Source organism: Streptomyces melanogenes, from assembly GCF_014649795.1.
Taxonomy (GTDB): domain Bacteria; phylum Actinomycetota; class Actinomycetes; order Streptomycetales; family Streptomycetaceae; genus Streptomyces; species Streptomyces noboritoensis.
Genome location: NZ_BMTS01000002.1, coordinates 614,436 through 640,580 on the forward strand (window position 1 = coordinate 614,436; position 26,145 = coordinate 640,580).

At 73.2% G+C, this 26,145-nt stretch carries 22 protein-coding genes; 15 read left to right on the forward strand and 7 right to left on the reverse strand.

What is annotated here, in order from left to right; all coding sequences use genetic code 11:
- Positions 1 to 5: 5 nt before the first annotated feature.
- Positions 6 to 797: a hypothetical protein gene (locus IE252_RS06680; protein WP_190088436.1), complete on the forward strand. Its 792-nt coding sequence runs from the start codon at positions 6 to 8 to the stop codon at positions 795 to 797.
- 18 nt (positions 798 to 815) lie between these two features.
- Here IE252_RS06680 and IE252_RS06685 read toward each other — a convergent pair whose 3' ends face one another.
- Positions 816 to 2,153, reverse strand: coding sequence for a tetratricopeptide repeat protein (locus IE252_RS06685; protein ID WP_373298511.1), 1,338 nt, complete (start codon positions 2,151 to 2,153; stop codon positions 816 to 818).
- 177 nt (positions 2,154 to 2,330) lie between these two features.
- On the opposite strand from IE252_RS06685, the gene IE252_RS06690 reads away from it, so the two are divergent.
- A complete protein-coding gene (locus IE252_RS06690) occupies positions 2,331 to 2,690 on the forward strand; it encodes a hypothetical protein (RefSeq protein WP_190088328.1) in 360 nt (119 codons plus the stop codon).
- Positions 2,687 to 3,193, forward strand: a complete 507-nt coding sequence (locus tag IE252_RS06695) for a glycine-rich domain-containing protein (protein ID WP_190088329.1) — start codon at positions 2,687 to 2,689, stop codon at positions 3,191 to 3,193. Before IE252_RS06690 ends, IE252_RS06695 begins: the two co-directional genes overlap by 4 nt.
- 335 nt (positions 3,194 to 3,528) lie before the next feature.
- Here the strand turns inward: IE252_RS06695 and IE252_RS06700 are convergent, their stop codons facing one another.
- Positions 3,529 to 4,905, reverse strand: coding sequence for a cystathionine beta-synthase (locus tag IE252_RS06700; protein WP_190088330.1), 1,377 nt, complete (start codon positions 4,903 to 4,905; stop codon positions 3,529 to 3,531).
- A 188-nt stretch (positions 4,906 to 5,093) separates the two neighbouring features.
- Here IE252_RS06700 and IE252_RS06705 point away from each other — a divergent pair, with 188 nt between their 5' ends.
- Positions 5,094 to 6,086 carry an SGNH/GDSL hydrolase family protein gene (locus IE252_RS06705; protein ID WP_190088438.1) on the forward strand — a complete coding sequence of 331 codons (993 nt, stop codon included), beginning with the start codon at positions 5,094 to 5,096 and terminating at the stop codon, positions 6,084 to 6,086.
- Between the two features lie 326 nt (positions 6,087 to 6,412).
- Here IE252_RS06705 and IE252_RS06710 read toward each other — a convergent pair whose 3' ends face one another.
- Positions 6,413 to 6,823 carry a hypothetical protein gene (locus IE252_RS06710; protein WP_190088331.1) on the reverse strand — a complete coding sequence of 137 codons (411 nt, stop codon included), beginning with the start codon at positions 6,821 to 6,823 and terminating at the stop codon, positions 6,413 to 6,415.
- Positions 6,824 to 6,974: 151 nt separating this feature from the next.
- Between IE252_RS06710 and IE252_RS06715 the strand changes: the two genes are divergently transcribed.
- Positions 6,975 to 7,814 (forward strand): MurR/RpiR family transcriptional regulator, encoded by an 840-nt coding sequence (locus IE252_RS06715; protein ID WP_190088332.1) that lies wholly within the window; start codon positions 6,975 to 6,977, stop codon positions 7,812 to 7,814.
- A 305-nt stretch (positions 7,815 to 8,119) separates the two neighbouring features.
- Here the strand turns inward: IE252_RS06715 and IE252_RS06720 are convergent, their stop codons facing one another.
- A complete protein-coding gene (locus IE252_RS06720; RefSeq protein ID WP_190088333.1) occupies positions 8,120 to 9,442 on the reverse strand; it encodes a type III PLP-dependent enzyme domain-containing protein in 1,323 nt (440 codons plus the stop codon).
- Positions 9,443 to 9,594: 152 nt separating this feature from the next.
- On the opposite strand from IE252_RS06720, the gene hutU reads away from it, so the two are divergent.
- From hutU to hutI, 4 genes are all read left to right on the forward strand, one after another.
- Positions 9,595 to 11,253 (forward strand): urocanate hydratase, encoded by a 1,659-nt coding sequence (gene hutU, locus IE252_RS06725; RefSeq protein WP_190088334.1) that lies wholly within the window; start codon positions 9,595 to 9,597, stop codon positions 11,251 to 11,253.
- A 167-nt stretch (positions 11,254 to 11,420) separates the two neighbouring features.
- Positions 11,421 to 12,611 (forward strand): allantoate amidohydrolase, encoded by a 1,191-nt coding sequence (locus IE252_RS06730; RefSeq protein ID WP_190088439.1) that lies wholly within the window; start codon positions 11,421 to 11,423, stop codon positions 12,609 to 12,611.
- The gene (locus tag IE252_RS06735; RefSeq protein WP_190088335.1) at positions 12,602 to 13,939 is read left to right on the forward strand and encodes a formimidoylglutamate deiminase; all 1,338 of its coding nucleotides are present in this window, start codon (positions 12,602 to 12,604) and stop codon (positions 13,937 to 13,939) included. The genes IE252_RS06730 and IE252_RS06735 overlap by 10 nt, the downstream gene beginning before the upstream one ends.
- A gap of 238 nt (positions 13,940 to 14,177) precedes the next feature.
- A complete protein-coding gene (gene hutI / locus IE252_RS06740; protein ID WP_190088336.1) occupies positions 14,178 to 15,347 on the forward strand; it encodes an imidazolonepropionase in 1,170 nt (389 codons plus the stop codon).
- Here the strand turns inward: hutI and IE252_RS06745 are convergent.
- The gene (locus tag IE252_RS06745; protein ID WP_190088337.1) at positions 15,326 to 16,195 is read right to left on the reverse strand and encodes an SDR family oxidoreductase; all 870 of its coding nucleotides are present in this window, start codon (positions 16,193 to 16,195) and stop codon (positions 15,326 to 15,328) included. The genes hutI and IE252_RS06745 overlap by 22 nt on opposite strands.
- Before the next feature lie 298 nt (positions 16,196 to 16,493).
- Positions 16,494 to 17,099, reverse strand: coding sequence for an HD domain-containing protein (locus IE252_RS06750; protein ID WP_190088338.1), 606 nt, complete (start codon positions 17,097 to 17,099; stop codon positions 16,494 to 16,496).
- 88 nt (positions 17,100 to 17,187) lie between these two features.
- On the opposite strand from IE252_RS06750, the gene IE252_RS06755 reads away from it, so the two are divergent.
- The 6 genes from IE252_RS06755 to IE252_RS06780 all read left to right on the forward strand — a co-directional run bounded on the left by IE252_RS06755 (position 17,188) and on the right by IE252_RS06780 (position 23,746).
- On the forward strand, positions 17,188 to 17,880 hold the full coding sequence (locus IE252_RS06755; RefSeq protein ID WP_190088339.1) for an aspartate/glutamate racemase family protein: 693 nt from the start codon (positions 17,188 to 17,190) through the stop codon (positions 17,878 to 17,880).
- Between the two features lie 116 nt (positions 17,881 to 17,996).
- Entirely contained in the window at positions 17,997 to 19,094 is a 1,098-nt protein-coding gene (locus IE252_RS06760) for a GNAT family N-acetyltransferase (protein ID WP_190088340.1), read from the forward strand.
- An 89-nt stretch (positions 19,095 to 19,183) separates the two neighbouring features.
- Positions 19,184 to 20,488 carry a glycosyltransferase family 2 protein gene (locus IE252_RS06765; RefSeq protein WP_190088341.1) on the forward strand — a complete coding sequence of 435 codons (1,305 nt, stop codon included), beginning with the start codon at positions 19,184 to 19,186 and terminating at the stop codon, positions 20,486 to 20,488.
- The gene (locus IE252_RS06770) at positions 20,485 to 21,279 is read left to right on the forward strand and encodes a polysaccharide deacetylase family protein (RefSeq protein WP_229848035.1); all 795 of its coding nucleotides are present in this window, start codon (positions 20,485 to 20,487) and stop codon (positions 21,277 to 21,279) included. Before IE252_RS06765 ends, IE252_RS06770 begins: the two co-directional genes overlap by 4 nt.
- A 139-nt stretch (positions 21,280 to 21,418) precedes the next feature.
- Entirely contained in the window at positions 21,419 to 23,341 is a 1,923-nt protein-coding gene (locus tag IE252_RS06775; protein ID WP_190088342.1) for a hypothetical protein, read from the forward strand.
- Positions 23,342 to 23,362: 21 nt separating this feature from the next.
- The gene (locus IE252_RS06780; protein ID WP_190088343.1) at positions 23,363 to 23,746 is read left to right on the forward strand and encodes a hypothetical protein; all 384 of its coding nucleotides are present in this window, start codon (positions 23,363 to 23,365) and stop codon (positions 23,744 to 23,746) included.
- A gap of 280 nt (positions 23,747 to 24,026) precedes the next feature.
- On the opposite strand, the gene IE252_RS06785 is transcribed toward IE252_RS06780, so the two are convergent.
- On the reverse strand, positions 24,027 to 26,117 hold the full coding sequence (locus IE252_RS06785) for a lipopolysaccharide biosynthesis protein (RefSeq protein WP_373298515.1): 2,091 nt from the start codon (positions 26,115 to 26,117) through the stop codon (positions 24,027 to 24,029).
- Positions 26,118 to 26,145 lie beyond the last annotated feature (28 nt).

Sequence of the window (26,145 nt, forward strand, 5' to 3'; positions counted from 1 at the left end):
GCGCCATGTCTCTTGCCCTGCTGCTGACCACGGCCGCTGCCACGGCCGTGGGCGCCGCTGCCCTGCACGCCGCCCACGGGCTGCGCAAGCAGGTCGTGGCGCTGCGCGCCGACCTCGCGGCCACGAACGCCGGCCGGTCCGCCACCGTGCCCCACCAGGCGCGCGGCGCGGAGGCCCCGCTCGCCGAGATACGCGCGGCGGTCGCCGAGGCGCTCGCCGAGGAGCGCGAGCGCGAGCTCGCCGAGGCGCGCGCGTTCTGGGCCGCGCAGGAGGCGCGGGACGCGGCGGACGCCCCGTCGCTCCTGGGTGGCCTCACGGGCCTCGGGGACGACGCCTCCCTGTTCCTCCCCCGGCAGGCCGACTTCGTCGGTCTGGAGGGCGTGGAGCTGGGCGCCGAGCCGTACGAGGAGTTCCCCGAAGACTCCCCGGAGCTCGCCGCGGCCCGCCGCCGCCACCCCTCGCACCCCGACTTCGTCCCGGTCCAGACGCCGGTCGTGGCCGACCACGAGTCCACGGTCGCGCGCCTGGAGGAGCTGGCCGAGGCCCGCACGGCCCTCGCGGACGTACGCCCCGGCCCGCTCGGCACCCTCGACGTCTACGTCTTCACCGACGGCACCACCCTGTGCATGACCCCCGGCCACCGCGAAACCTCCGAACGCCTCGCCGAGGCCCTGCGCGACGGCGACACCCCGGTGCTGCTCGGCGGCTCGGGCATCTCGGGCGCGTACGCCCTGACGTTCTCGTGCGGCGAGGAGAGCGTGTACATCCTGGCGGACCGGGTCATCGCTTCGCTGTAGGCGTCTGCGAGACGGCCGTCAGGCACCGAGCGGGACCAGCGTGACGAGCCGCGCCCGCTCGTACAGAGCGCGAGCGTGCTGGTTCTTGAGGTAGGGCCGGATGCGCTCGTACATCGTCGTGACGCGTTGGTCGCACTGCCCGGATTGAACGTGGGGGTAGATCTCCACGACCTGCCCCCACGTGTCGCAGGCCGCCTCCAGGTGGCCCAGCTCCAGCTGGCGTTCGGCCATCATGGACAGATAGCGCACGCGGTTGCGGCGGAACGTGTGGTGCCGGAGCTTGTCGGACTCCTCCAGCGCCGCGATGGAACCCTTCACGTCTCCGAGCTCGTACCTGACCTGGCCCACGTGGTACGCGAGGGAAGACGGGTTGTACGACGCGAACGTGGTGGCCCGTGACTCGGCCTTGTCCATCGCCGCCTCGGCCTCACGCAAGTAGGTCAGCGCGGCGTGACGGTCACCGATCTGCGCTGCGGCGTGGGCCTGTTGGCCCGCGAGGAAGGCCCGCATCCGTGGACCCGCCTGGGGAGAGGCCGCCGCTGCCGAGTCCGCGAGCCGCATGGCCGTCCGGCCGTGCCCCAGATCTACCGCCTGCACGCTCATTCCGCGCAGCGTGGTGCAGTACGTCAGGTGGTCCTTCGCCGCACTGGCGAGCTCCAGGGCCTTGAGGTAGTAGCCCTGTGCCAGTCCGTGGAGCCCCTCGTCGACGGCCATGTAGCCGGTCAGGTAGCAAAGGTCCGAGGCGGCTGACCGCATCGCGTCCTTCACCGCCTCGGGGCCGTCGGCACGCAGGCCGGGTGCCACGATGTTGACCAGGAAGGCGGCGGCCATCGGACGCGCGTACCGCCCGCCGAACTCGTCGTCCAGGTCGGATACGCGCTCGGTCATCGCCACGACCATGTCGACGTCGGTCATGCCGATGTGCTTGATCTTCCCTGTCTGGATCGCTTCGGCACGGCTCACCACGTCCGGCCAGCCGGGGACCGCGAGCGCGACGGAGAAGAGCCCGACTCCGAGGACGCTGCGGCGTGACGGGTCCATGTCGTCCTTCCCCAGTTCGATCAGCCCATCCACCGTATCCGGCAGCGAGTCGGGCTGACCGGCTGAAGCCGCGAATCCGGCGTCGGCGGGGGTCACTGGACGATGGAGGCGACGGGAGAACGCCTCAAGGATGATCCTCCGTACGTCGCCCCGGGGAGTCGTCCCGCCCAGCCAGTGATGGACGGCGGAGGCGTTGTACCGCAAGGCCGTACCGGTTTCCCCGCCCACCTGGTTCACGGCCCTGGCGCACTGACTGAGGGTCCAGCCGCTCTCCGCGAACAGGCGTTGCAGATGCTGGTTCGGCTCGCTCGCCATGATCTCTCAACTCCCGGCGCCCGTAAGCCCGTTAAACGATTTAAAACCGCCGCACTAGCGCAACGGTACCGCTGTGCGTGGTCGTGCGGTTGCGTAGAGGCAGGAGACACCATCGGGGAACGGAGCTGCCGATCATGAACGCAAGACGCGATGCCCGCGCCTGTGGGGAGACGGGGAATGGCTGACGTCGAGTACCAGTGCAGGGTCACGGTCGCCTCGGAGGGCGCCGAGGCGCGCGAGGAAAGGGCGCTCGGTGCGGCACGCACCCCTTCCCTGCTCCTGGCCACCTCGTGGCTGCGCGCTCAGGCGTCGCTGCTCGTCTGGCGGCTGGAGCGGGATTCACCGGCCTCCGCTCAGCTCGCGGCGTGGCGGGACGACGACAACAGGCAGTGGCTGGTGGCCGGGTCTCTCGTAGCCGGTGAGAGCGTCCGCTTCCGGGTCGACCACGAAGAGGTGACGTACGAGCTGTCCGCGAAGCGTGTGATCAGGGCGAAGCAAAGTGCCGTGCATCCCCACGAGCGAAAGGGAAAGCAGTGACCGTTCTCACTGAGCCGGGGGCAGCCGGTGAACTGAAGCCGAGCGCCCGGCATCTGATCTCGGACGAGGGCTTCGGCGCGGCCGTTCGTGTCGTGCGACGCGCCAACGTCGATGTGGACGAGGCCATGGCGGGGCGAATCGTCGACGAAGCCCTGAAGTTCGTGGCCGCGGCGGCGGCCAACCGGACCCCTGGGCTCGCTCTTCGGCCCGCGCGCATCGTCGACGAGGGGTGGCACGCCCTCATCCAGGACACGCGGACGTACAAACAGCTGGCCGACGAGCTCGGGGCGTTCGTCCACTACGTGCCCGAGACGCCGGCGACGAAGAGGCATGACGACGTCGCCGTGATGCGGACGCTGAATGCCGTGCAGCGGGCCGGGTTCGCCCCGGACCTGTACCTGTGGTGCAAGGAGGCGCAGGGGGCGGTTCTGGTCTCCGCCGACTGCATGCACAGCGAGTGCACCGAGGGCGGATCGGGGTGTTCGGCCCCCGAAGGCGGCTGAGGGGGACGGCGATACGACGCTCGACCCTTAGAGTGAACTACGGTCAGCCAGGAAGGAATCGCAGTGAGTGACGAGCGTGCGGACCGGCCCAGGCGCGTGTGGAACGACCCGCGCTATCGCGACATGCTGGAGCGCTGGGAGGGGCATCGGACGGAACGGCGGCCGGGGAGGCGTCCCCGTCGGTTCTGTCGGCATGGCCGGGGAGTGACCCTCAGGGTCGACCTCACCACGCGCAAGCCCTTCGACGTCGGCTGCGCCGCCTGCAACTCGCAAGGCTGAGCAGGCGAGGGGGCGCCCCACCCCGAAAGGTGCGGCGCCCCCCCAACCCGGTGGAACTACTTCGCCAGGAACGCCAGCAGGTCCTGGCGGCTCACCACGCCCGTCGGCTTGCCCTCGACCAGGACGATGGCCGCGTCCGCCTCGCCCAGGACCGACATCAGCTCCGAGACCGGCTCGCCCGAGCCGACCTGCGGCAGGGGCGGGCTCATGTGCTTCTCCAGGGGGTCGGAGAGCGAGGCGCGCTGGGCGAAGAGGGCCGACAGGAGCTCCTTCTCCACCACCGAGCCGATGACCTCCGCGGCCATCACGTCGGGGTGGCCCGCGCCGGGCTTGACGATCGGCATCTGCGACACGCCGTACTCGCGCAGCACCTCGATCGCCTCCCCGACCGTCTCCTCGGGGTGCATGTGGACGAGGGACGGCATCGCGCCCTCCTTGTCGGCGAGGACGTCGCCGATGCGGGCGGACGGGCCCGCCTCCTCCAGGAAGCCGTGCCCGGCCATCCACTCGTCGGAGAAGATCTTGGAGAGGTAGCCGCGGCCGGAGTCGGGCAGCAGGACGACGACCACGTCGTCCGGACCCAGGCCCTCCGCCACCCGCAGCGCCGCCACGACCGCCATGCCGCAGGAGCCGCCCACCAGGAGCCCCTCCTCCTTGGCGAGGCGGCGGGTCATCTGGAACGAGTCCTTGTCCGAGACCGCGACGATCTCGTCCGTGACCTGACGGTCGTACGCCGTCGGCCAGAAGTCCTCGCCCACGCCCTCGACCAGGTACGGACGGCCGGAGCCGCCGCTGTAGACCGAGCCCTCGGGGTCCGCGCCGACGACGCGCACGGAGCCGCCGGAGACCTCCTTGAGGTACTTGCCGGTGCCGGAGATCGTGCCGCCGGTGCCGACGCCCGCCACGAAGTGCGTGATCTTCCCGTCGGTCTGCTCCCACAGCTCGGGACCGGTGGTCTCGTAGTGCGAGCGGGGGTTGTTCGGGTTGCTGTACTGGTCCGGCTTCCAGGCACCGGGCGTCTCGCGCACCAGCCGGTCCGAGACGTTGTAGTACGAGTCCGGGTGCTCCGGGTCGACCGCCGTCGGGCAGACGACGACCTCGGCCCCGTACGCACGCAGGACGTTGATCTTGTCGAGCGACACCTTGTCCGGGCAGACGAAGATGCACTTGTAGCCCTTCTGCTGGGCCACGATCGCAAGACCGACACCCGTGTTGCCCGAGGTGGGCTCCACGATCGTGCCGCCCGGCTTGAGCGCACCGCTCTGCTCCGCCGCTTCGATCATGCGCACGGCGATCCGGTCCTTGACCGACCCGCCCGGGTTGAAGTACTCGACCTTGGCCAGGACGGTCGCCTGGATGCCCGCGGTCACACTGTTGAGCTTCACCAGCGGGGTATTGCCGACGAGGCTGATCATCGAGTCGTGGAATTGCACCGTTGTCTCCGGGGTCTCCGTGATGGTGCCGCCAGCGTATGCGCAGAGCGAGCGCCCGTTCACCTCACGGCGGGATTGAGCGACACCTGTCACCGGGCAGGTAGCTGATGTACGGCTCCAAGGAGGTGGCGGTGGCTGGGAGTGTGTCGACCGTGTCGGCCGGGGTTTCGGCCGGTTCGAGGGCGAGGGTGGCCCGCCGGATCGCGGCGGGCGCGGCGTTCGGCGGGGGCGGGATCGGGCTGCTCGCCACGGCCGCGGTCGGCGTGCTGCTCGCCGAGGCGGCGCTGGCCAAACGGTCGGTGGGCGGCGGCACCGCCCCGCACCCGCCGAGCGCCGACGGACTGTACGGAGTGGCGTTCGCCAACGGCACGCCCCCGCTGCGCATGGGCGTCCTGGGGGACTCCACGGCCGCCGGGCAGGGCGTGCGGCGGGCCGGGCAGACCCCGGGCGCGCTGCTCGCCTCGGGGCTGGCGGCGGTGGCCGAGCAGATGGTCACGCTGCGGAACGTGGCGCAGCCGGGCGCCCAGTCGGACGACCTGGACCGCCAGGTCTCGCTGCTGCTCGGGGACCCGGCCCGGATCCCCGACGTCTGCGTGATCATGATCGGGGCGAACGACGTCACCCACCGGATGCCGCCCACCACCTCCGTACGCCATCTGGCGGGCGCGGTGCGGCGGCTGCGGACGGCGGGCGCCGAGGTGGTCGTGGGGACCTGCCCCGACCTCGGCTCGGTCGAGCCGGTCTACCAGCCGCTGCGCTGGCTGGCCCGCCGGGTCTCGCGCCAGCTCGCGGCCGCGCAGACGATCGTGGTGGTCGAGCAGGGCGGGCGGACGGTCTCGCTGGGCCATCTGCTGGGCCCCGAGTTCGAGGCGAACCCGCGCGAGCTGTTCGGGCCGGACAACTACCACCCGTCGGCCGAGGGGTACGCGACGGCCGCGATGGCCGTGCTGCCCACGCTCTGCGCCTCGCTCGGGCTGTGGCCGGACGCCGACCGGCTGGACGCGGACCGCGACGAGGACATCCTGCCGGTCGCCAAGGCGGCGGCCGAGGCGGCGGCGGAGCCCGGCACCGAGGTCAGCGGGGCGCGCGCGCCCTGGGCGCTGCTCAAGCACCGCCGCCGGCGGCGGCTGACCGCCACCGAGCCGTCCACCGCGCACCCGGCGCATCCGGCCCACCCCTGACGCCCGTATGCCCGTATGCCCGTACGCCCGACCGCCGTACGCCCCGCGTCAGTTGACGGTCCGTCGCGTTGGTCGCGGAATTGGTACGAGCGCGACATGTCCGCGCAGCACCGGCTTAACACGAGTGCGGCACATTGGTGGATGTCGGCGGGGGAGACCCGGCCGGCACCACCAGCGGCGTCAAGGACCTCCGGAGCGGCTCCCGGACCTCCCGACGCCCAGGACGCGGCGACCGGCCCTGACCCGGGACCGTGTCCCGCGCGGGGACCGCCGTCGTCCCGCCCCCCGGGCGACCGGGGGTGCGGCGGTCCCCGCGCTCAGTCTTCTCAGTCCTCGTCGCCCCGGTGGCGGCGCGGCCACGGCCACGGGCGGGCGGCGTGCACGGCGTTCACGCCGAAGATGCCGAGCCAGGTGACGAAGAGGCCGCTCAGCCCCGCGTTCACGGCGCCGATCGCGGACAGCGGGATGGCGAGGACCAGCGAGATCATGCCGAACCCGAACCGCTCGCCGAAGCCCAGGTCGGGGCTCTGGCCGGACGGGCGGCCGCCGCGGGCCACCACCATCTGCTGTTCGGCGAGCTGGCGCCGCACCCGGCGGTCGATCGCCGGGTCCAGGCGCTGCTCCACCTTCTCCAGGAAGGAGTCGACGAGCGCGGGCTCGTACTCCTCGCCGAGCTCCCTGCGGGCGTGCAGGGTGGCGTCGAGTTCTTTTCTCAGGTCGGCGTCGCGGGCTTCCATGCTTCCCCACGGTACGGAGCGGGCGGCGCGGGCGCAGTGGGGATAGCCCCCGTACTTGCCCGTCTGCATATGGTCATGCAGAGTGCTGGGCGACTGAATATCGTGGAGTTCCGGGCGTGCCGGGCTCCGGGCGTGACGAAGGGGGGACGGCATGAGCGACGGGCCTGCCGCACGGCTGCAACAGCTCTTCGAGGGGCGTCGGCTGACGCCGACCCAGCGGCGGATCGCCCACTCCATGGTGCGCAGGGCCGCCGACGTGCCGTTCCTGTCGAGCGTGGAGCTGGCCGAGCTGGCCGGGGTGAGCCAGCCGTCGGTGACGCGATTCGCGGTCGCGCTGGGCTTCGACGGGTACCCGGCGCTGCGCCGCCATCTGCGCGAGGTGGTGCCCGCGGCCGCGCCCGAGGAGGGCGAGGACGAGTACAACGAGTACCAGCAGGCGGTCCAGGCCGAGATCGAGAACCTGCGGCATCTGGCGGGCCTGCTCGCGGATCCGGCGCCGGTCGAGGAGGCGGGGCGGCTGCTCGCCGCGTCCCGGCCGCTGCCGGTGCTCGGTCTGCGCGCGGCCTCCTCGCAGGCGCGCGGCTTCGCGTACTTCGCGGCCAAGGTCCACCCCGATGTACGGCTGCTCGACGAGGGCGGCTCGATGCTGGTGGACCGCATCGACGCGGCGCGCCGGGCCGGGGCGTCGGCGCTGCTGTGCTTCGCGCTGCCGCGGCATCCTCGGGAGGTGGTGGACGCGCTGGCGTACGCGCGGTCCGTGGGGCTCAGGGTGGTCACGGTCGCCGACTCCGCGTTCGCGCCGGTGGCGCGCCACAGTGACCTGCTGATCCCGGCCGCCGTCGGCACGGGCCTCGCCTTCGACACGGCCTGTGCCCCGATGCTCCTTGGCCGTGTGCTCCTGGAGGCCATGTGCGACGACCTGCCGGACGCGCAGGCCCGCCTGGAGGAGTTCGACGCGGGGGCCGCGGGGCGCGGCTTGTTCGTGGAGTAGGCCGTGCCCCCCGGGGCCGCTGTTCGCCTGCGGCCCGTGGGTGGCTGAGCGCGCAGTTCCCCGCGCCCCTTATCGGGCCGGTTGTTTGTCTGCGGGCCGTCCCCAACTGGTCGCGCAGTTCCCCGCGCCCCTAGGTAGTAGGCCGCAGCTGGAGAACTCGGCTCAGCCACAGGCTTTTAGGGGCGCGGGGAACTGCGCGAGCAACCGGCCACGGTCCGCAGACGAACGAGGGTTTTCAGGGGCGCGGGGAACTGCGCGACCAGCCACCCACCAGGCCGCAGGCGAAAGCGCGTCCTGGCCGCTCGCTAGAGCAGCGCATCCGGGGTCGCACCCCCCGACTCCGTCACGATCTCCGTGAGGGACTGCGGCTCGCGGACCACCGCGAAGCGGACGCCCGACGGCGACGCGGTGAAGCCGTAGACGCCCGGCCTGGCGAGGCTGTTGTACGCGTAGTGGTGGGCGAAGTAGTACGCCCCGGTGTCCAGCACCGCCGCGTAATCCCCCTGCTCAAGCCGCGGCAGCAACCGCGCCTCCGCCAGCAGGTCGCCCGCGAAGCAGGCCGGACCGGCCACGTCCTGAAGGACGGGCGGGCCGGGCTTGGGGCGGCCCTTCGGGCCGTACGCGGCGATCCGCAGCGGCCAGGAGGCGGGCGCGTACACCGTACGGGCCGCGATCTGGACGCCCGCGTGGGTGACCGCGATGGGTCGCCCCCCGGACGTCTTCGCGTACTCCACCCGCGCCAGCACCGTCCCGTGCTTGGCGAGCAGCGAGCGGCCGAACTCGGTCACCAGCGCGTACGAGCCGTCGAAGAGGCCGGGGACCTCGGCCAGGAGCAGCCGCGCGTACTCCTCGTACGTCGGGCTCTCCTCGTCGGAGGCGAAGTTCACCGGCAGCCCGCCGCCGAGGTCGACCGTGTCGATCTGGCGGCGGCCCACGCGCGCGTTGACCTCCTCGGCCAGCTCGTACGCCGTCCGCACGCCCTCCGCCATCAGCGCGAGCGGCACGCCCTGGGAGCCCGCGTGGGTGTGCAGCCGGGTGAGCCAGGGGCGGGCCGCGTACGCCTCCACGATCCACTCCCGGGCCCCCTCGTCCCGCAGCCCCACCCCGAACTTCGAGGTCCGCGTCGCCGTCGAGAGCGCGCCGATGGACCCCGCGCCCAGCTGCGGGTTGATCCGCAGGCCCAGCGGCGAGGCGGTCGCGGCGGAGGCGACCAGCGCGTCGAGGCGGGCCAGCTCCTGCGGGTTGTCGGCGTTGACGGCGATCCCCAGGGCGAGGGCCTCGCGCAGCTCGGCGGGGGTCTTGGCGGGGGAGTCCAGGACGGTGAGGGCGGGCCCGATCCCGGCCGCGCGGGCCAGCGCCAGCTCGCCGGGGCTGGCGACCTCCGCACCCAGCCCCTCGCTCGCCAGCAGCCGCAGCACGGGCACCAGCGGGCACGCCTTGACGGCGAAGGCGTGCAGCACGGGCGCGTCGGTCACGGCCGCGAAGGCCGAGGTCAGCGCGGCCGCGCCGAGCCGGATGCCGGTGACGTCGAGGAGGGCGGCGAGCGGGGCGTCCGGACCGACGAGCCCCTGCTCCACGGCCGCCCGCACCGCCTGGTCGCGGCGCTCCGCCGCCGGTGTGTCGGTCATGGGATCAAGCCAAGCACCGGCGGTGCGGCGGCGCAGGGATACGCCCCGAATCCGCGCTCCTCCTCCGCCTTCCCCCCACCCGGTCTATTGACTAGTTCTATTCAGACGGCCAGGATGTGAATATCTGAGTCACGTCGTGAGGAGGCCTCGCCATGTCAGGACCCCGCCCCGTACGGGCACCGCGCGGTACGGAACTGAGCGCCCTGGGATGGCAGCAGGAAGCCGCCCTCCGGATGCTCCAGAACAACCTCGACCCCGAGGTCGCCGAGCACCCCGACAAGCTCGTCGTCTACGGCGGCACCGGCAAGGCCGCGCGCGACTGGCGCTCCTTCGACGCGATGGTGCGCACCCTGCGGACCCTCAAGCAGGACGAGACGATGCTCGTCCAGTCCGGCCGCCCGGTCGGCGTGATGCAGACCCACGAGTGGGCCCCGCGCGTCCTGATCGCCAACTCCAACCTGGTGGGCGACTGGGCGAACTGGGAGGAGTTCCGCCGCCTTGAGGCCCTCGGCCTCACCATGTACGGCCAGATGACGGCCGGTTCGTGGATCTACATCGGCACCCAGGGCATCCTCCAGGGCACCTACGAGACCTTCTCGGCCGTCGCGGCGAAGAAGTTCAACGGCACGCTCGCCGGGACGATCACGCTGACCGCCGGGCTCGGCGGCATGGGCGGCGCGCAGCCGCTCGCCGTGACGATGAACGACGGCGTCGCGATCTGTATCGACGTCGACCCGCGCGCCATCGAGCGCCGCATCGAGCACCGCTACCTGGACGTCAAGGCCGACAACCTGCGGCACGCGCTGGAGCTGGCGGTCGAGGCGCGCGACGCCCGTCGCCCGCTCTCCATCGGCCTGCTCGGCAACGCGGCGGAGCTGCTGCCGCAGATGCTGGCCGAGGGCGCGCCGATCGACATCGTGACCGACCAGACGTCGGCCCACGACCCCCTCGCCTACCTCCCCGTCGGCGTCGACTTCGACGACATGGCCTCGTACGCGGCGAAGGACCCGGCGGGCTTCACCACCCGCGCCCGTGAGTCCATGGCCAAGCACGTCGAGGCGATGGTCGGCTTCATGGACGCGGGCGCCGAGGTCTTCGACTACGGCAACTCGATCCGCGGCGAGGCCCAGCTGGCCGGGTACGACCGGGCGTTCGCCTTCCCCGGCTTCGTCCCCGCGTACATCCGCCCGCTGTTCTGCGAGGGCAAGGGCCCCTTCCGGTGGGCCGCGCTGTCCGGCGAGGCCTCCGACATCGCCAAGACGGACAAGGCGATCCTGGACCTGTTCCCGGAGAACGAGTCCCTGCACCGCTGGATCAAGATGGCGGGCGAGCGCGTCCACTTCCAGGGCCTGCCCGCGCGCATCTGCTGGCTCGGCTACGGCGAGCGCGACAAGGCGGGCGAGCGCTTCAACGACATGGTGGCGTCCGGCGAGCTGGCGGCCCCGCTGGCGATCGGCCGCGACCACCTCGACTGCGGCTCGGTGGCGTCCCCGTACCGCGAGACCGAGGCGATGCTCGACGGCTCGGACGCGATCGCGGACTGGCCGCTCCTGAACGCCATGGTCAACGTCGCCTCCGGCGCGTCCTGGGTCTCCCTGCACCACGGCGGCGGCGTCGGCATGGGCCGCTCCATCCACGCGGGCCAGGTGACGGTGGCGGACGGGACGGCGCTGGCGGGCGAGAAGATCCGCCGCGTCCTGACGAACGACCCCGGGATGGGAGTCATCCGCCACGTCGACGCGGGCTACGACATCGCGGAGTCGGTCGCGGACGAGCGGGGCGTGCGGGTCCCGATGCGGGAGTCGGAGTGACCGAGGACGCCTCGGCGGAGGGTGAGGGGGCTGGGGCCGCAGGCCCCGCCCCTCAGGGGCGCGGGGAACTGCGCGACCAGCCCACCACGGTCCGCGGACAAACGACAGCCGCCCGGCCAGGGCTTTCGGGAAGGGGCGGGGTGGGGGAGACTCCCTCGTTCCACGAGATGTGGCGCGACCTCGCCCCCATCGGGCGGGACGCCGACACCCGCGGCTACCGCCGGTTCGCCTGGACCGGCGCCGACGCCGAGTGCCGCGCCTGGTTCCGCGCACAGGCCGAAGCCCGAGGGCTCACCTACGAGCTCGACCGGAACGGGAACCAGTGGGCCTGGGCCGGCGACCCGACCGCCGGCGACGCCGTGGTCACGGGCTCCCACCTGGACTCCGTCCCCGACGGCGGCGCCTTCGACGGCCCCCTCGGCGTCGTATCGTCGTTCGCCGCCCTGGACGAACTGAGCAGGCGCGGCGCCGTACCGACCCGCCCCCTCGCCATCGTCAACTTCGGCGACGAGGAGGGCGCCCGCTTCGGCCTCGCCTGCGTCGGCTCGCGGCTCGCCGCCGGGCAGCTGACCGTCGAGGCCGCGCACCGGCTGCGCGACGGCGACGGGATCAGCCTCCCGCAGGCGATGGAGGCGGCGGGCTACGACCCGGACGCCATCGGCCCCGACCCCGAACGCCTCGCCCGTATCGGCGCGTTCGTCGAGCTGCACGTGGAACAGGGCCGCGCCCTCGACCTCAGCGGCGACGCCGTCGGCATCGCCTCGGCGATCTGGCCGCACGGCCGCTGGCGGTTCGACTTCGCCGGGGAGGCCAACCACGCGGGCACCACCCGCCTGGTGGACCGGCGCGACCCGATGCTCACGTACGCCGAAACCGTCCTCGCCGCCCGCCGCGAGGCCGAACTCGCGGGCGCGGTCGCCACCTTCGGCAAGATCTCCTGCGAGCCCAACGGCGTCAACGCCATCCCGTCGCTGGTGCGCGGCTGGCTGGACTCGCGCGCCGCCGACCAGGCGACCCTCGACACCGTCGTCACGGCGATCGAGCGCGCCGCCCGGGACCGCGCCGAGCGGGACGGCGTGGACCTCACCGTCGTACGGGAGTCGTTCACGCCCGTCGTCGAGTTCGGGCACGCCCTGCGCGACGAGCTCGCGAAGATCCTCGGCGGGCACACCCCCGTCCTCGGCACCGGCGCCGGACACGACGCCGGAATCCTCTCCGGGACGGTCCCGACCGCCATGCTGTTCGTACGCAACCCCACCGGCGTCTCGCACTCCCCGGCCGAGTTCGCCGGCGAGGACGACTGCGTGGCCGGGGTGCTCGCACTCGCCGACGTACTGGAGGGTCTGGCGTGCAGGTGACGTCGTACTGGCTGGAGCACGCCTGGCTCGACCCCGTGGTGGAGCCCGGCGTGCTGGTGGAGGTGGCGGACGGCCGGATCTCCGCCGTCCGCACGGGAGTCGAGGCGCCGCCCCCCGGCGCCGTCGCCCTGCGCGGCCTCACCCTGCCGGGCCTGGCCAACGCCCACTCGCACGCCTTCCACCGGGCCCTGCGCGGCACGGTCCAGGTCGGCTCGGGCACGTTCTGGACCTGGCGCGAGACGATGTACGCGGTCGCCGCGCGGCTCACGCCCGAGTCGTACTACGCGCTGGCGCGGGCCGTGTACGCGGAGATGGCGCTGGCCGGGGTCACGGCGGTGGGCGAGTTCCACTACCTCCACCACGCGCCCGGCGGCACGCCGTACGCCGATCCGAACGCGATGGGCGAGGCGCTGATCGCGGCCGCCGCGGACGCCGGGATCCGGATCACACTGCTCGACACGGCGTATCTGTCCTCCGGCTTCGGCGAGCCTCCGAACACGCACCAGCTGCGGTTCTCCGACGGCACGGCGCGGGCGTGGGCCGAGCGGGTGTCGCTGCTGAAGCCGCGCGACGGGGTACGGATCGGAGCGGCGATCCACTCCGTACGGGCCGTTCCGGCGGACCAGTTGCGGGACGTCGCGGCGTGGGCCGAGGAGCGGGAGGCGCCGCTGCACGTCCACCTCTCCGAGCAGATCGCCGAGAACGAGGCGTGCCTGGCCGCGCACGGCCGCACCCCGACGCGGCTGCTCGCGGACCACGGGGTGCTGGGCGCGCGGACGACGGGCGTCCACAACACCCACCTCACCGACGAGGACATCGCGCTGCTCGGCGGGTCCGGGACGGGCACCTGCATGTGCCCGACGACAGAACGGGACCTGGCGGACGGCATCGGCCCCGCCGTGGCCCTCCAGCGCGCCGGATCCCCGCTCTCGCTGGGCAGCGACAGCCACGCCGTGATCGACCTCCTGGAGGAGGCGCGGGCGATGGAGCTGAACGAGCGGCTGCGGACGCGGACGCGGGGGCACTGGACTGCGGCCGCGCTGCTGCGGGCGGCGTCGGCGGACGGGCACGCGGCCCTGGGCTGGGCCGACGCGGGCCGCATCGCTTCGGGCGCGCTCGCCGACCTGGTGACGCTGGACCTGTCGTCGCCCCGCACGGCGGGTGCGGTGCCGCGTCTTGGCGCGGAGACGGCGGTGTTCGCGGGGTCTGCGGCGGATGTACGGCATGTGGTGGTCGGGGGGCGTGCGGTGGTGCGGGACGGGGTGCACGTGTCGGTCCCGGACGCGGGGGCGGCCTTGACGGAGGCGATCACGTCCCTACGGGATTAGCCCCCACGGGTGCCGTTCGTCTGCGGGCCGTCCCCAACTGGTCGCGCAGTTCCCCGCGCCCCTTGGATGCCGCTGCGCGGCAGTCCCAGGGCGCCCCGTAGGGGCGTTTCAGGGGCGCGGGGAACTGCGCGAGCAACCCAGTACGGTCCGCAGCCAACGAACCCGGCCGCCCGCCCGAGGGCTTTCGGGAAGGGGCGGGTGGGGGACAAGAACGCCGACCACCGGACAGGAGCAGCACATGACCACCACCCTCGTCACCAACATCTCCACCCTCGTCACCAACGACCCCACCCTCGGCCCCACCCCCCTCGGCCTCATCGAAGACGCCGCAGTCGTGATCGAGAACGACACCATCGCCTGGGTAGGGCGGAGCAGCGACGCCCCCGCCGCCGACACCACCCACGACGCGAACGCCCGCGCCGCGATCCCCGGCTTCGTCGACTCCCACTCCCACCTCGTCTTCGCGGGCGACCGCACCCAGGAGTTCAACGCCCGGATGTCGGGGCAGGCGTACAAGGCGGGCGGGATCCGGACCACCGTCGCCGCCACCCGCGCCGCCACCGACGCCGAGCTGGGCGCGAACGTCGCCCGGTACATCGGCGAGGCCCTGCGCCAGGGGACGACGACGTTCGAGACCAAGTCCGGGTACGGGCTCACCGTCGAGGACGAGGCCCGCGCCCTGCGCATCGCGGCCGAGCACACGGACGAAGTCACCTACCTCGGGGCACACATCGTGGCCCCTGAGTACGCCGACGACCCCGCCGCCTACGTCGCGCTCGTCACCGGTGAGATGCTCGACGCCTGCGCCCCGTACGCCCGTTGGGTCGACGTCTTCTGCGAGAAGGGCGCGTTCGACGGGGACCAGGCCCGCGCGATCCTCCTCGCGGGCAAGGCGAAGGGCCTCATCCCCCGCGTCCACGCCAACCAGCTCTCGTACGGCCCCGGCGTCCAGCTCGCCGTCGAGCTCGACGCGGCCAGCGCCGACCACTGCACCCACCTCACCGACGCCGACGTCGACGCGCTGGCGAACGGAAACACGGTCGCGACCCTGCTGCCCGGCGCCGAGTTCTCCACGCGCGCGCAGTGGCCCGACGCCCGGCGGCTGCTCGACGCGGGGGTGACCGTCGCGCTGTCCACGGACTGCAACCCGGGGTCCTCGTTCACGTCCTCGATGCCGTTCTGCGTGGCGCTGGCCGTACGGGACATGAAGATGACCCCGGACGAGGCCGTCTGGGCCGCCACGGCCGGGGGCGCGGCCGCGCTGCGCCGCAGCGACGTCGGCCGGATCGCGCCGGGCGCCCGCGCCGACCTCGCGCTGCTCGACGCCCCGAGCCACGTCCACCTCGCCTACCGGCCCGGTGTGCCGCTGATCAGCGACGTCTGGCGTCAGGGCATCAAGTGCCGGTAGGCCCTGGGGTGGGCGTCCAGGTACGCGGCGAACGACTGCGCCGGGTGGCCGGTCAGCCGGGGCACGGTGTCGGCGACCGTCGCCATCTCCCCGGCGGCGATCGCCTCGTACGAACTCACCCAGCCGGTGACCTCCCACTCCTCGGCGCCGTACCCGGCCCGTGAGGCGAAGGCCTCCTCGCGGGTCTCGGGCAGATAGGTGATCTCCCGGCCGGTGACCCGGCTGAGCTCGGCGGCGACGTCGGCGAGGGTGAGGGGTGCGGGCCCGGTGACGTCGTAAGTGACGCCGTCGTGGCCCTCCCCCACCAGCACCGCCGTGGCCACGTCCGCGATGTCGTCGTGCGCCACGCCCGAGACCCGGCCGTCCCCGGCGGGGCCCCGGATCACCCCGTCCGGTCCCGCCATCGCGGCGAGCCCGGACAGGTAGAGGCTGTCCCGCAGGAACGTGTACGCCAGGCCCGTGCCCCGGATGTACTGCTCGGTGTGCCAGTGGTCGCGGGCGAAGGTGAACGTGGCGTCGGGGGCGGCGCCGAGGAACGAGACGTACACGATGCGGCGTACGCCGGCGGCGACGGCGGCGTCCACGGCGGTGATGTGGTCCTGTACGCGGCCGGGGCTCTCGTGAGCCGACACCATCAGCATGTCCTCGGCCCCGGCGAGCGCGCCCCGCATGGCGTCCAGGTCCCCGAAAGCAGCACCCGAGGCCTTGACGGCCCCGACCAGCTCAGGCAACCGCTCAGCCCGCCGCCCAACCAGCCGCGTCGCGACCCCCTTCTCGGCAAGCCGCCGGGCTACACGCCCACCGATGGCTCCACTGGCGCCGGTCACGGCGATGACGGGGTGAGACACGGGACCTCCTGGGGGAGCGCGGGACGAGGGCACGACGCGGCTACCTGCCCACCTGCCTGCCCTACCTATCCACCTACCTAGCTGTGGGCAATCGTGCCGCTGGGGCGGCACGGGTGGGCACAGCGGCACGCGGCGCACGCCGCCAAGTGCAACCCGCCCGGCCCCAGCCCGTTCCCGCGGCGCCGGTCGTGGTGGGGGGAGTGCTCACCCGCGCACGCGGGTCGCCGCTGTGCCCACCCGTGCCGCCCCTAGCGGCACGCATGCCCACAGCGGCGTGGGGGGGAGGAGGGGGGAGGGGCTACGCCCGGTCCAGGCCGTTCCCCAGTGCTCGCGTCTCCCAACCCCCCGCAACCAGCTCCCCCGCCGCACACCCCGGCTTCCGCCGGGCCTGGTCGTGGAACAGGGATACGAACTTGGACGCGAAGCCCAGTCGGGGGTACGCGGCCACCAGCTCCGCCTGGAAGGCGGGGGAGAACGCCGAAAGCCCCGTACCGGACACGTCCGCGCTCGTCCCCACCTGCAGCAGCCGGCTCTCCACGTCCACCTCCGGCGACACGTCGTCCCGCATGTGCAGCACGATCAGCTCGGCCGCCCGGTCGCGGCGCGCGTCGGGCCAGCCGAGGCCCGCCGTGAAGACGCGGGCCAGATGGCCACCCGCCTCCTCGAACGGCAGGGTGTGGCTGTCGAAGGGCGGCATGAGGGACAGGTCGTGCAGGAGCGAGGAGACGAAGAACAGCTCCCGGTCGTAGTCGAGGCCCCGCTCCTCCGCCCACGCCGCACCGAAGAAGTACGACCGCACCGAGTGGTGGTACAGCGCCTCGTCCGCGTACTCCGCGCAGACCAGCCGCGCCGCCTCCGCCGCGTGCCCCTCGGGCACCTTGATCCCCGCGACCTCGGTCAACATCCGCGTCCCCACCCTTCGTCGAGCTTCATCGAGCTTCATCGAGTCAAGCGACGATCCCAATCGATCATGCCCAGCCTAGAGTGGCCGGATGAAGACCATCGGACTGATCGGCGGAATGAGCTGGGAATCCAGCGCGGAGTACTACCGGCTCCTCAACGAGCTCGTACGCGAACGGCTCGGCGGACTGCACTCCGCCCGCTGCGTCCTGCACTCCGTCGACTTCGCCGAGATCGAGGAGTTCCAGCGCGCGGGGGAGTGGGAGCGGGCGGGCGACGTCCTGGCGGCGGCCGCCAAGGGCCTGGAGGCGGCAGGCGCCGACCTCGTGCTGATCTGCACCAACACCATGCACAAGGTGGCCGACCAGGTCACCGCCGCCGTCTCCGTACCGCTGCTGCACCTGGGCGACGCGACCGCCGGGGCCGTACGGGCCCGGGGCATCCGCCGTATCGGCCTCCTCGGCACCGCCTTCACCATGGAGCAGGACTTCTACCGGGACCGGCTCCGCTCGCACGGCCTTGAGGTCATCACCCCGGACGCCGACGACCGCGCCCTCGTCCACCGCGTCATCTACGAGGAGCTGTGCCTGGGCGTGGTCCGGGACGAGTCGCGGGCCGCGTACCAGGAGGTCATCACCCGGCTCGTCGCCGAAGGGGCCGAAGGCGTCATCCTCGGCTGCACCGAGATCGAGCTGCTGATCCGTCAGGAACACAGCCCCGTACCGGTGTTCCCCACCACCCGCCTCCACGCGGAAGCGGCCGTCACCGCCGCGCTCGCCGACTAGGGCGACTACCGGGCGACTTTCACCGTACGGTTACAAGACGGCCGACCCGCTACCCTCCCGACATTTCCCCCGGTACCGTCCTTGGCACATGCTCACGGGGAGACCGGGGGGTCGAGTTGAGCAGTGGACGTGGTGGCCGGATCCGGGTGGTCAGACCCGGGGAGCTGAACGCCGGGGAGCTGGATCTCTGGCGGGAGATACGGGCTAAGTCGGGCGCGCCCGCGAACCCGTTCATGGAGCCCGAGTTCACCCTCGCCGTCGCCCATGTGCGGCCCTCGGCGCGGGTCGCGGTGGTCCGTGAGGGGGGTGAACCCGCCGCCTTCTTCCCCTTCGAGAAGGGGCGGTTCGGACGCGGGCGGGCCATCGGGTTCGGGGTGTCCGACTGTCAGGGGATCGTCGCTCGGCCCGAACTCGACTTGCAGGCCCACGAGTTGCTTCGGGCCTGCTCCCTCTCCGCCTGGGAGTTCGACAATCTGGAGGCCGGGCAGGAGCTGTTCGTCCGGGGCGCGGCCGACTCGTACCCCTCCTTCGTCGTCGACGTCGGCGCGGGGTACGAGGCGTACGAGAGCGGGCTGCGCGAGCGCTCGCCCAAGTTCTTCCGCACCACCGCCGCCAAGGAGCGCAAGCTGGGGCGGCAGGCGGGCGAGGTGCGGTTCGTCTTCGACGAGCGGGATCCGGCGGCGCTGCGGCAGCTCATGGCGTGGAAGTCCGCGCAGTACCGCCGCACCGGCCGCCGCGACCGGTTCGCGCAGGAGTGGATCAGCACCCTGGTGCGCTACCTCGCGCACACCGGCGCGCCCGGCTGCTCCGGCGTCCTGTCCGTCCTCTATGCGGCTGACCGCCCGGTCGCCGCCCACTTCGGGCTGCGCTCGCGGACGGTCCTGTCGTGCTGGTTCCCTTCGTACGACCCGGAGTTCGCCAAGTACTCGCCCGGGCTCGTCCTGCATCTGCGGATGGCCGGGGCGGCGGCGGCCGCCGGGATCGGGGTGCTCGACCTGGGGCGGGGGGCCGCCGAGTACAAGGACGGGCTGAAGACCGGGGAGATCCCGGTGTACGAGGGCGCGGCGGTGCGGCCGGGGGCCGGGGCCGCACTGCACTGGCTGGGCCGTGAGCCGTCCCGCCGCGCGCACGGGTTCGTCCGGGAGCGGCCCGCGCTCGCCGCCTTCGCCCAGCGCACGCTGAAGCAGGCGGGCCGCCTGCGCGGTGGGCGCTAGACCCGCCGCACCACCCTGAAGATCACGGGGGAGTCGCCATGTCACGTCGTACGGCACACGCACACGCATACAGAGCCCACGCGCCGCTCATGCCCGAGGCCGAGGCGCTTGTCCGGGAGCAGGGGGTCCAGGGCGGCATCGGCGTCGGGGAGCTGGACCTCGACGGGCTCGACGGCGGGGTGCTCTCACTGGCCCCCGCGCCCGGCGGGCCGCCCGTCGGGGAGGGGGAGGTCTACGTCCTCGTCCGGTTCCGGGGCCGCCCGGTCGGCACCGTGATCGGCCGGGTGAGACCCGGTGAGGACGCCGCCGAGGTGCTGGCCGCCGCCGCCCGCAAGCAGCTCGCCGGGCATGTGCCGCCGGACGGGCGGCCCGCGACGCCGGTGCGGTTGCCGCGCGCCAGCGTCGTCGTCGCCACCCGCGAGCGGGCCGGGCAGCTCGCCCGCGCGCTGGACTCGCTGCTCGCCCAGGACCACCCGGACTACGAGATCGTGGTTGTCGACAACAACCCGCTGACCGCCCAGACCCGCGAGCTCGTCGAGGGAAGCTACGCGGCGCAAGGCGTGCGCTATGTCCGCGAGCCCGTGCCCGGCCTCGCCGCCGCGCACAACCGGGGCGTGGCCGTGGCAGAGGGAACGATTCTGGCGTTCACCGACGACGACGTGGTCGCCGACCCGCGCTGGCTGAGCGCGCTCGCCGCGCCCTTCGCCGCCGACCCGGGCCTGGGCTGCACGACCGGGCTGATACTGCCCGCCCGGCTGCGCACACCCGCGCAGATCCTCCTGGAGAGCCACGGCGGGTTCACCAAGGGGTTCGCGCCGCGCTGCTTCGACCCGGCCCGGCCGCCCGCCGACGAGCCGCTGTTCCCGTTCACGGCGGGCCGGTTCGGCTCCGGCGCCAACATGGCCTTCCGGGCCGACGCCCTGCGCGCCGTCGGCGGCTTCGACCCGGCGACCGGCACCGGGACCCCGGCCCGGGGCGGCGACGACCTGTACGCGTTCGCGCGCGTGGTCGTCGCCGGGCACCGGCTCGGCTACACGCCCGAGGCGCTGGTCTGGCACCACCACCGCGAGACCTGGCAGGACCTGGAGAACCAGGCGTACGGGTACGGCGCCGGGCTCACCGCCTACCTCACCGCGCTCCTGGTGCGCCGCCCCGCCCTGCTGCCCGCGCTGCTCGCCCGGCTGCCGCGCGGCCTCGCCCACGCCCGCGCCATCAGCGCCCACCGGGACGCGGGCGCGCAGTCGGTGCCGGGCGAGCACGGCGCCCAGGACTACCCGTGGCCGCGCGGCCTCTCCCGCCTTGAGCGCCGGGGCATGCTGTACGGCCCGGTCGGCTATCTGCGGGCCCGGCGCCGGGTGCGCGGGCTGCGGCGGCCCTGGGAGGCGACGCGATGACGCACCCCGTGCCGGTCCTCCTGTACCACGCCGTCATGGACGACCCGCCCGCCTGGATCGCCGAATTCACCGTGACGCCACGGCAGTTCACCGCGCACCTCGACGCGGTCGTGGCGAGCGGGCGCACCCCGGTCACCGTCGGCGCCCTCGCCGACCACTTCGCCGGGCGGGCGCCGCTGCCGCCGAGGCCCGTCGCGCTCACCTTCGACGACGGGTTCGCCGATCTGCCCGGGCCCACCGCCGACGCGCTCGCCGCGCGCGGGCTGCCCGCGACCGCGTACCTCACCACCGGCGCCATCGCCCCGAGCGGCCGTTCGCTGCTGCCCCCGGCGCCGATGATGACGCTTGACCAGGCGAAGCTCCTGGAGGAGTACGGAATGGAGGTCGGCGGCCACACCGTCTCGCACCCCCAGCTCGACACGCTCACCGCGAAGGCCCTGCGGCGCGAACTCGCCGACTCCAAGGCGGTGTTGGAGGACGCGCTCGGCCACGAGGTCACCCATCTCGCGTACCCGCACGGCTACAACAGCGGCGCCGTGCGCCGGGCCGCCCGCGCCGCCGGGTACGAGAGCGCCGTCGCGGTGCGGCACGCGCTGAGCTCGGACGTCGACGACGCGTACCGCATCGCCCGTCTGATCGTCCGGCGCGGCCACACCGCGGCCGACGTCGAGGCCTGGATGCGCGGCGCCGGGGCCCGGGTGGCGCCCTACCGGGACTCGGCGGCGACGGTGGGCTGGCGGCTCTACCGCAGGGCGCGGGCGGCTGTGCGCGGCCCGGTCTTCGCGGGGTGAGCGGCCCGGCGCGAACGCCCGGACCGGGACCGTACGACAGCATCACAAAGGCGAAGCAGCTTCCTATACTTCGCTGAAGGGACAGCCAGGGGACGGCGGCGTGACGGCCGCGCACCACATTCGTGGGGGGAGTCGCACTGTGCAGCAACGCGTGCCCGCGCCGGCGACCGGAAGCAGCGAGCTGCCACCGGAGAGCGGCGCAAGCGAGGAAGGGGAGTCCGAGCGCGTCTCGAAGCGCGGGCTCCCTGATCTGATCGAAGCTCAGATCCTGTTCACGTGGCTGCCGTTGGTGCTCGCGACCGCCCTGTGGCTGTACGCGCTGCCGCACATCGACTACCGCCACATGGGCGACTGGGGCCTGCTCGACCAGCTGCCCGCCGCCTTCTTCCTCTCCCTCGTCGTCCTCACCGCCGGGTTCGTGGTCAGCCTGCGCCGGGCGGGCACCGCGCCCTGGTGGCCCGGCCTCTACAGCGTCGCCCTGCTCTTCGCCCTCAAGGCGCCCACCGCGATCCTCTACGACTCGGTCCGCTACCCGTGGGCCTCCAAGCACGACGCCGTCGTCACGCACCTGCTGGTCAACCAGGAGCTGCGGCCGGGTACCCCGCTCTCGGGCAACATGGCCGCCTACGACCAGTGGCCCGGCTTCTTCACCCTCAACTCGGCGCTGGTGCGCGCCTTCGGCGTGCAGACCACCCAGTCGTACCTGAACTGGGCGGCCCTCTTCTACGGCGTGATCCTCATCCCCGTCCTGGTGCTGGTCTACCGCACCTTCGCCGAGGACTGGCGGCTGGTGTGGACCGGCGTGTGGATCTTCGAGGTCGCCAACTGGGTGGGCCAGGACTACTTCTCGCCGCAGGGCCTGGCGCTGATCCTGCACCTGTCCGTGCTCGCCGTGGTGCTGCGCCACTTCGTGCGCCCCGGCTCGGCCGGGGACCTGCGCTCGCGGGCGCACCTGGACCCGGCGGCCGCGTCCGTGCCGCCGCCGACGACGGCCCGCCAGCGGGCGGTCTGCGTGGTGATCCTCGCCCCGCTGATCGCCGCCATCAACTTCACCCACCAGCTCACTCCGGTGATGCTGTGCGTCTCCCTGTTCGCGCTCAACCTCACCCGCCGCTACCGCAACCCCGGTCTGCTCGTCGTCACCGGTCTGATCATGCTGGTCTGGGACCTCACGATGGGCCGCCCGCTGTTCGTGGAGACCCTGGACTCGCTCAAGGAGTCCGCGGGCAACCTCCTCAACAACTCACGGGCGGGGTACGCGGGCGAGCTCACCGGGCCCGGTCCCGTCCTCCAGGGCCGGGCGGACATCGTGATGGTCCTGGCGGTGGCCGCGCTCGCCGCCTTCGCCGTGCTGACCCGGCGCAAACTGCTCAAGAGCGCGCTGCCGCTGCTGCTGGTCTCGATCGCGCCCGTACCGATGTTCGCGATCAACGACTACGGCGGCGAAATGCTCTTCCGGGTCTATCTGTTCGGGCTGCCGGGCGCCGCGTTCTTCGCGGCGGCCGCGCTGGTGCCGGCGCCGGGCGGGGCCAGGGAGCCGGGGTACTTCGGCGTCGCACCCGTGGTGCGGCGGCGGATCTCGGCGGTGGCGCTGCCCGCCGTGCTGCTCGCCCTGGTCGCCGGGTTCCTGCCCGCGTACTACGGCAAGGAGCGGATGTACTACACCCCGCCCGCCGAGACGGCGCTGGTCACCAAGGTGATCGACGCGGCGCCGCGCGACTCGCTGATCCTCGCGGCGACCGGCTCCTTCCCGATGGCGCTGCACCGCTACGACCAGCTGGAGCACTGGTTCTTCGTGGAGCAGGCGCTGCCGGACAACATCCGGATGCTGAAGGATCCGGCGGGGTTCCTGGAGCCGGGGTTGCCCAAGGACGGCAGACCGGCGTTCGTGCTGCTGACGCATACGCAGGATGTGTATACGGCGGGGGAGGGGCTGTTGCCCGCGGGCGGCTTCGCGGAGCTGACGTCCAAACTGTCGGCGTCACCGCGCTTCCGAGTGATCGACCGCAACGAGTACGGAACGGTCCTGCGCTACCAGCCCCCCACGACTCCTCTCCGCTGATCCGATCGGAGTGAATCCGCCATGCCCCTCACCCGGAACCGCATCCGTATAGCCATGGCGCTGTCCGGCTGGGTGGCGCTGGGCGCGACCCAGTTGCCCGCCGCCACCCCGGCGCGCTGGATCCCGGTGCTCCTGTTCGTCTGCTTCGGCCCCGGTTTCGCGCTGCTCTACCCCCAGCCCGACATGCTGCGCCCCGGCGCCCGCCTGGAGGCCCTGGCCCTCGCGGCCCCGCTCAGCCTGTCCCTGGGCGCGCTGGTGTCGACGAGCCTGTTCCTGGTGAAGGGCTTCTCGTCGACGGCGTTCCTGGTGTCCCTGGCTGCCTTTGCGACGGCGGCGTCGGCGTTCCCGGGCTTGCCGCTGCCGGCGGCGACGCGGGGGGCGGTGGAGCGCCCGCGACGGCGCTAGCTTCGGCCCGGTGCGCGTCTGCGGGCCGGTGGGTGGCTGGTCGCGCAGTTCCCCGCGCCCCTGAGATCGCCCCTCCGGGGCGCCCAGGGGATTGCCGCGCAGCGGCACCTCTAGGGGCGCGGGGAACGGCGCGAGCAACCCACCACAACCCGCAGATCCAGAGGGGTTAGGGGCGCGGGGAACTGCGCGACCAGCCACCCACCACCCGCAGACAAACACCGGGCCGAAAAAGGGGCGCGGGGAACTGCGCGACCAGCTCACCACCGGCCCGCGGACGAAGTCAGGCCCACACGCGCCGCAGCAGCGCCCCGCCCGCCGCCAGGCAAAGCGCTACAAACACCGGCACCGCCACCCCGGCGAACGCCGCCTGCCCCGCCCACCCCGCGACCGCCAGCACCCACACCACCACAGCCGTCACCCGCCAATGCGTACCCAGCGCAATCAGTGTCACCGCCGCGAGTGCCAGGCACAGGACCTGGAGCGCGGTCGGGAGCACCCGCTCCACCCCGGTGGGCGACGAAAGGCCCGTCACCGATGTCAGCAGGCGCGTCAGCGCCGCGTGCCACGGGCCCGTCAGCCGGTCCGGCTGCACCCCGAGGATCAGCGGCGCGGTGTGCAGCGCGGCCACCGTCACGCCGAGTCCGGCGGCGAGCAGGGCGGGCCGGGCCCGGTAGAGCGAGACCGCCGCGCTGCACACCACGATCAGGAGCACCCCGGCGGTGAGCGAGACGGGCGGCAGCGCGGAGATGAGCCCGGTGCCGTCGACGTGGTCCGACACCGCGTTCCTCGCGTCCTCGGCCCGCGACAACGGCACCCAGAACAGCCCCGCCGCCAGCCCGAGCAGCAGCCACAGCACGGCCGTGAGCAGCGGCTCGTCGTCGGGCTCGGGCTCGCCGGGCCGCACGGCCCGCAGGTGCAGCGTGGTCGCGGTCGCCCCACCCGGCCCGCTCCCGGACGCGCCGGCGGGCACGTACACCGGAATGCCCAGCGCCGGCGTCCCTGTCTCCAGCCCGCCGCTGAGGTACGCGGTCTGGGTCGTCCACCGCGTCCCGTACCCCTTCGCCTCCTCCGCCCGCGCCAGCGCCGCGTCGCGGGCCCAGCTCGTGCCGTACTCCTCGGGACCGCGCCGGGGCCCCCGGGGCGTACGGACGGTGGCGCGTCCGGCGAGGGCCGCGCGCAGCCCGGGCGCCGAGACGAGCGCCATGCCGCACATCGAGACGAGCACGGCCCAGCCCGCGCCCTCGATGCCGGTGGTGCCGAGCAGGACCGCCGCGCTGCCCAGGACCAGGGTGCACATCGCGCCCTGGAGCAGGGCGAGGACGCCGGTGCGGCCCTGGACGCGCAGCACCCCGATGTAGAGCTCGACGGCGACCCGGGGCAGGGCCGCCGCGGCGAGCAGCCGGAGCACCAGCGTGCCGTGCTCGGCGTAGTCCGCGCCGAACGGGGCGAGGATCTGCCGGGCGAAGACGATCAGCAGCACGACGACCGGGACGAGCAGCAGCGCCATCCGCCGCAGCGCCCCCCGTACGCCGTCGGCGAGCCGGTCCGGGCTGTGCGAGGCGTGCGCGGTGAGCGAGGAGGCCATGTTGATGGCCATGAACTCCATGGTCCCGCCGACTGTGTACGCGATATAGAAGAATCCGTTCTGCGCGGCGTCGAAGCGGACCGCGACCATCACCGGCAGCAGATTGATCATCGCCAGCGAGAACAGCGCGCCGACCGAGTCGCCCGCCAGGAAGCGCCCGATCTCGCGCATCCGCGGCACCGGCCGGTCGCGGTCGGCGGCCGCCTGGGCCGGGATCAGCCTGCGGAAGATCAGCCAGCCCAGCGGCAGGATCGACAGGACCATCGCCGCCGCCCAGGACAGGAAGACGCCCAGGGTGAACGCGGCGAAGCCGGCCAGCAGGAGCAGCTTGCCCAGCGAGAACACCGCGTTGCCGACCGGCACCCAGATCGCCTTGCGCAGCCCGGTGAGCACCCCGTCCTGGAGGGTCAGCACCGCCCAGGCGACCGAGGCGAGCACGAAGACCGCCCCGGCGGCGGGTCCGCCGAGCGGTTCGTACGAGGCCCCCCACAGCGGCAGCGTGAACAGGAAGCCGGTGCTCGCCACCGCCACCACCACGGTGCTCGCCACATACGCCCGCACCACCAGCGGCCCGGTCGCCCGGCCCGCGCGCGGCACGTACCGCACCACCGCGCCGATCATGGTGGTGGCGGTGATCGAGGCGAGCAGCCGCATCGCGGCGATGGCGGCGGAGCCCTGGCCGACCGCCTCCTCGGTGTAGTAGCGGGCCGCGACCAGCCAGAAGCCGAGGCCGAGTGCGGCGGAGACGGCCGTGGAGAGCATCAGCGCGTAGGCGTTGCGGAACATGGAGTCACCGCCGCCGTCGGGCGGCGCA

Excerpts from the sequence above, each read along its gene's own strand:
- IE252_RS06680 (WP_190088436.1), top strand. The coding sequence starts at position 6 with ATGTCTCTTGCCCTGCTGCTGACCACGGCCGCTGCCACGGCCGTGGGC.
- IE252_RS06685 (WP_373298511.1), bottom strand. The coding sequence starts at position 2,153 with ATGGCGAGCGAGCCGAACCAGCATCTGCAACGCCTGTTCGCGGAGAGC.
- IE252_RS06690 (WP_190088328.1), top strand. The coding sequence starts at position 2,331 with ATGGCTGACGTCGAGTACCAGTGCAGGGTCACGGTCGCCTCGGAGGGC.
- IE252_RS06710 (WP_190088331.1), bottom strand. The coding sequence starts at position 6,823 with ATGGAAGCCCGCGACGCCGACCTGAGAAAAGAACTCGACGCCACCCTG.
- IE252_RS06715 (WP_190088332.1), top strand. The coding sequence starts at position 6,975 with ATGAGCGACGGGCCTGCCGCACGGCTGCAACAGCTCTTCGAGGGGCGT.
- IE252_RS06720 (WP_190088333.1), bottom strand. The coding sequence starts at position 9,442 with ATGACCGACACACCGGCGGCGGAGCGCCGCGACCAGGCGGTGCGGGCG.
- hutU (WP_190088334.1), top strand. The coding sequence starts at position 9,595 with ATGTCAGGACCCCGCCCCGTACGGGCACCGCGCGGTACGGAACTGAGC.
- IE252_RS06730 (WP_190088439.1), top strand. The coding sequence starts at position 11,421 with ATGTGGCGCGACCTCGCCCCCATCGGGCGGGACGCCGACACCCGCGGC.
- hutI (WP_190088336.1), top strand. The coding sequence starts at position 14,178 with ATGACCACCACCCTCGTCACCAACATCTCCACCCTCGTCACCAACGAC.
- IE252_RS06750 (WP_190088338.1), bottom strand. The coding sequence starts at position 17,099 with ATGTTGACCGAGGTCGCGGGGATCAAGGTGCCCGAGGGGCACGCGGCG.
- IE252_RS06755 (WP_190088339.1), top strand. The coding sequence starts at position 17,188 with ATGAAGACCATCGGACTGATCGGCGGAATGAGCTGGGAATCCAGCGCG.
- IE252_RS06765 (WP_190088341.1), top strand. The coding sequence starts at position 19,184 with ATGCCCGAGGCCGAGGCGCTTGTCCGGGAGCAGGGGGTCCAGGGCGGC.
- IE252_RS06770 (WP_229848035.1), top strand. The coding sequence starts at position 20,485 with ATGACGCACCCCGTGCCGGTCCTCCTGTACCACGCCGTCATGGACGAC.
- IE252_RS06780 (WP_190088343.1), top strand. The coding sequence starts at position 23,363 with ATGCCCCTCACCCGGAACCGCATCCGTATAGCCATGGCGCTGTCCGGC.
- IE252_RS06785 (WP_373298515.1), bottom strand. The coding sequence starts at position 26,117 with ATGTTCCGCAACGCCTACGCGCTGATGCTCTCCACGGCCGTCTCCGCC.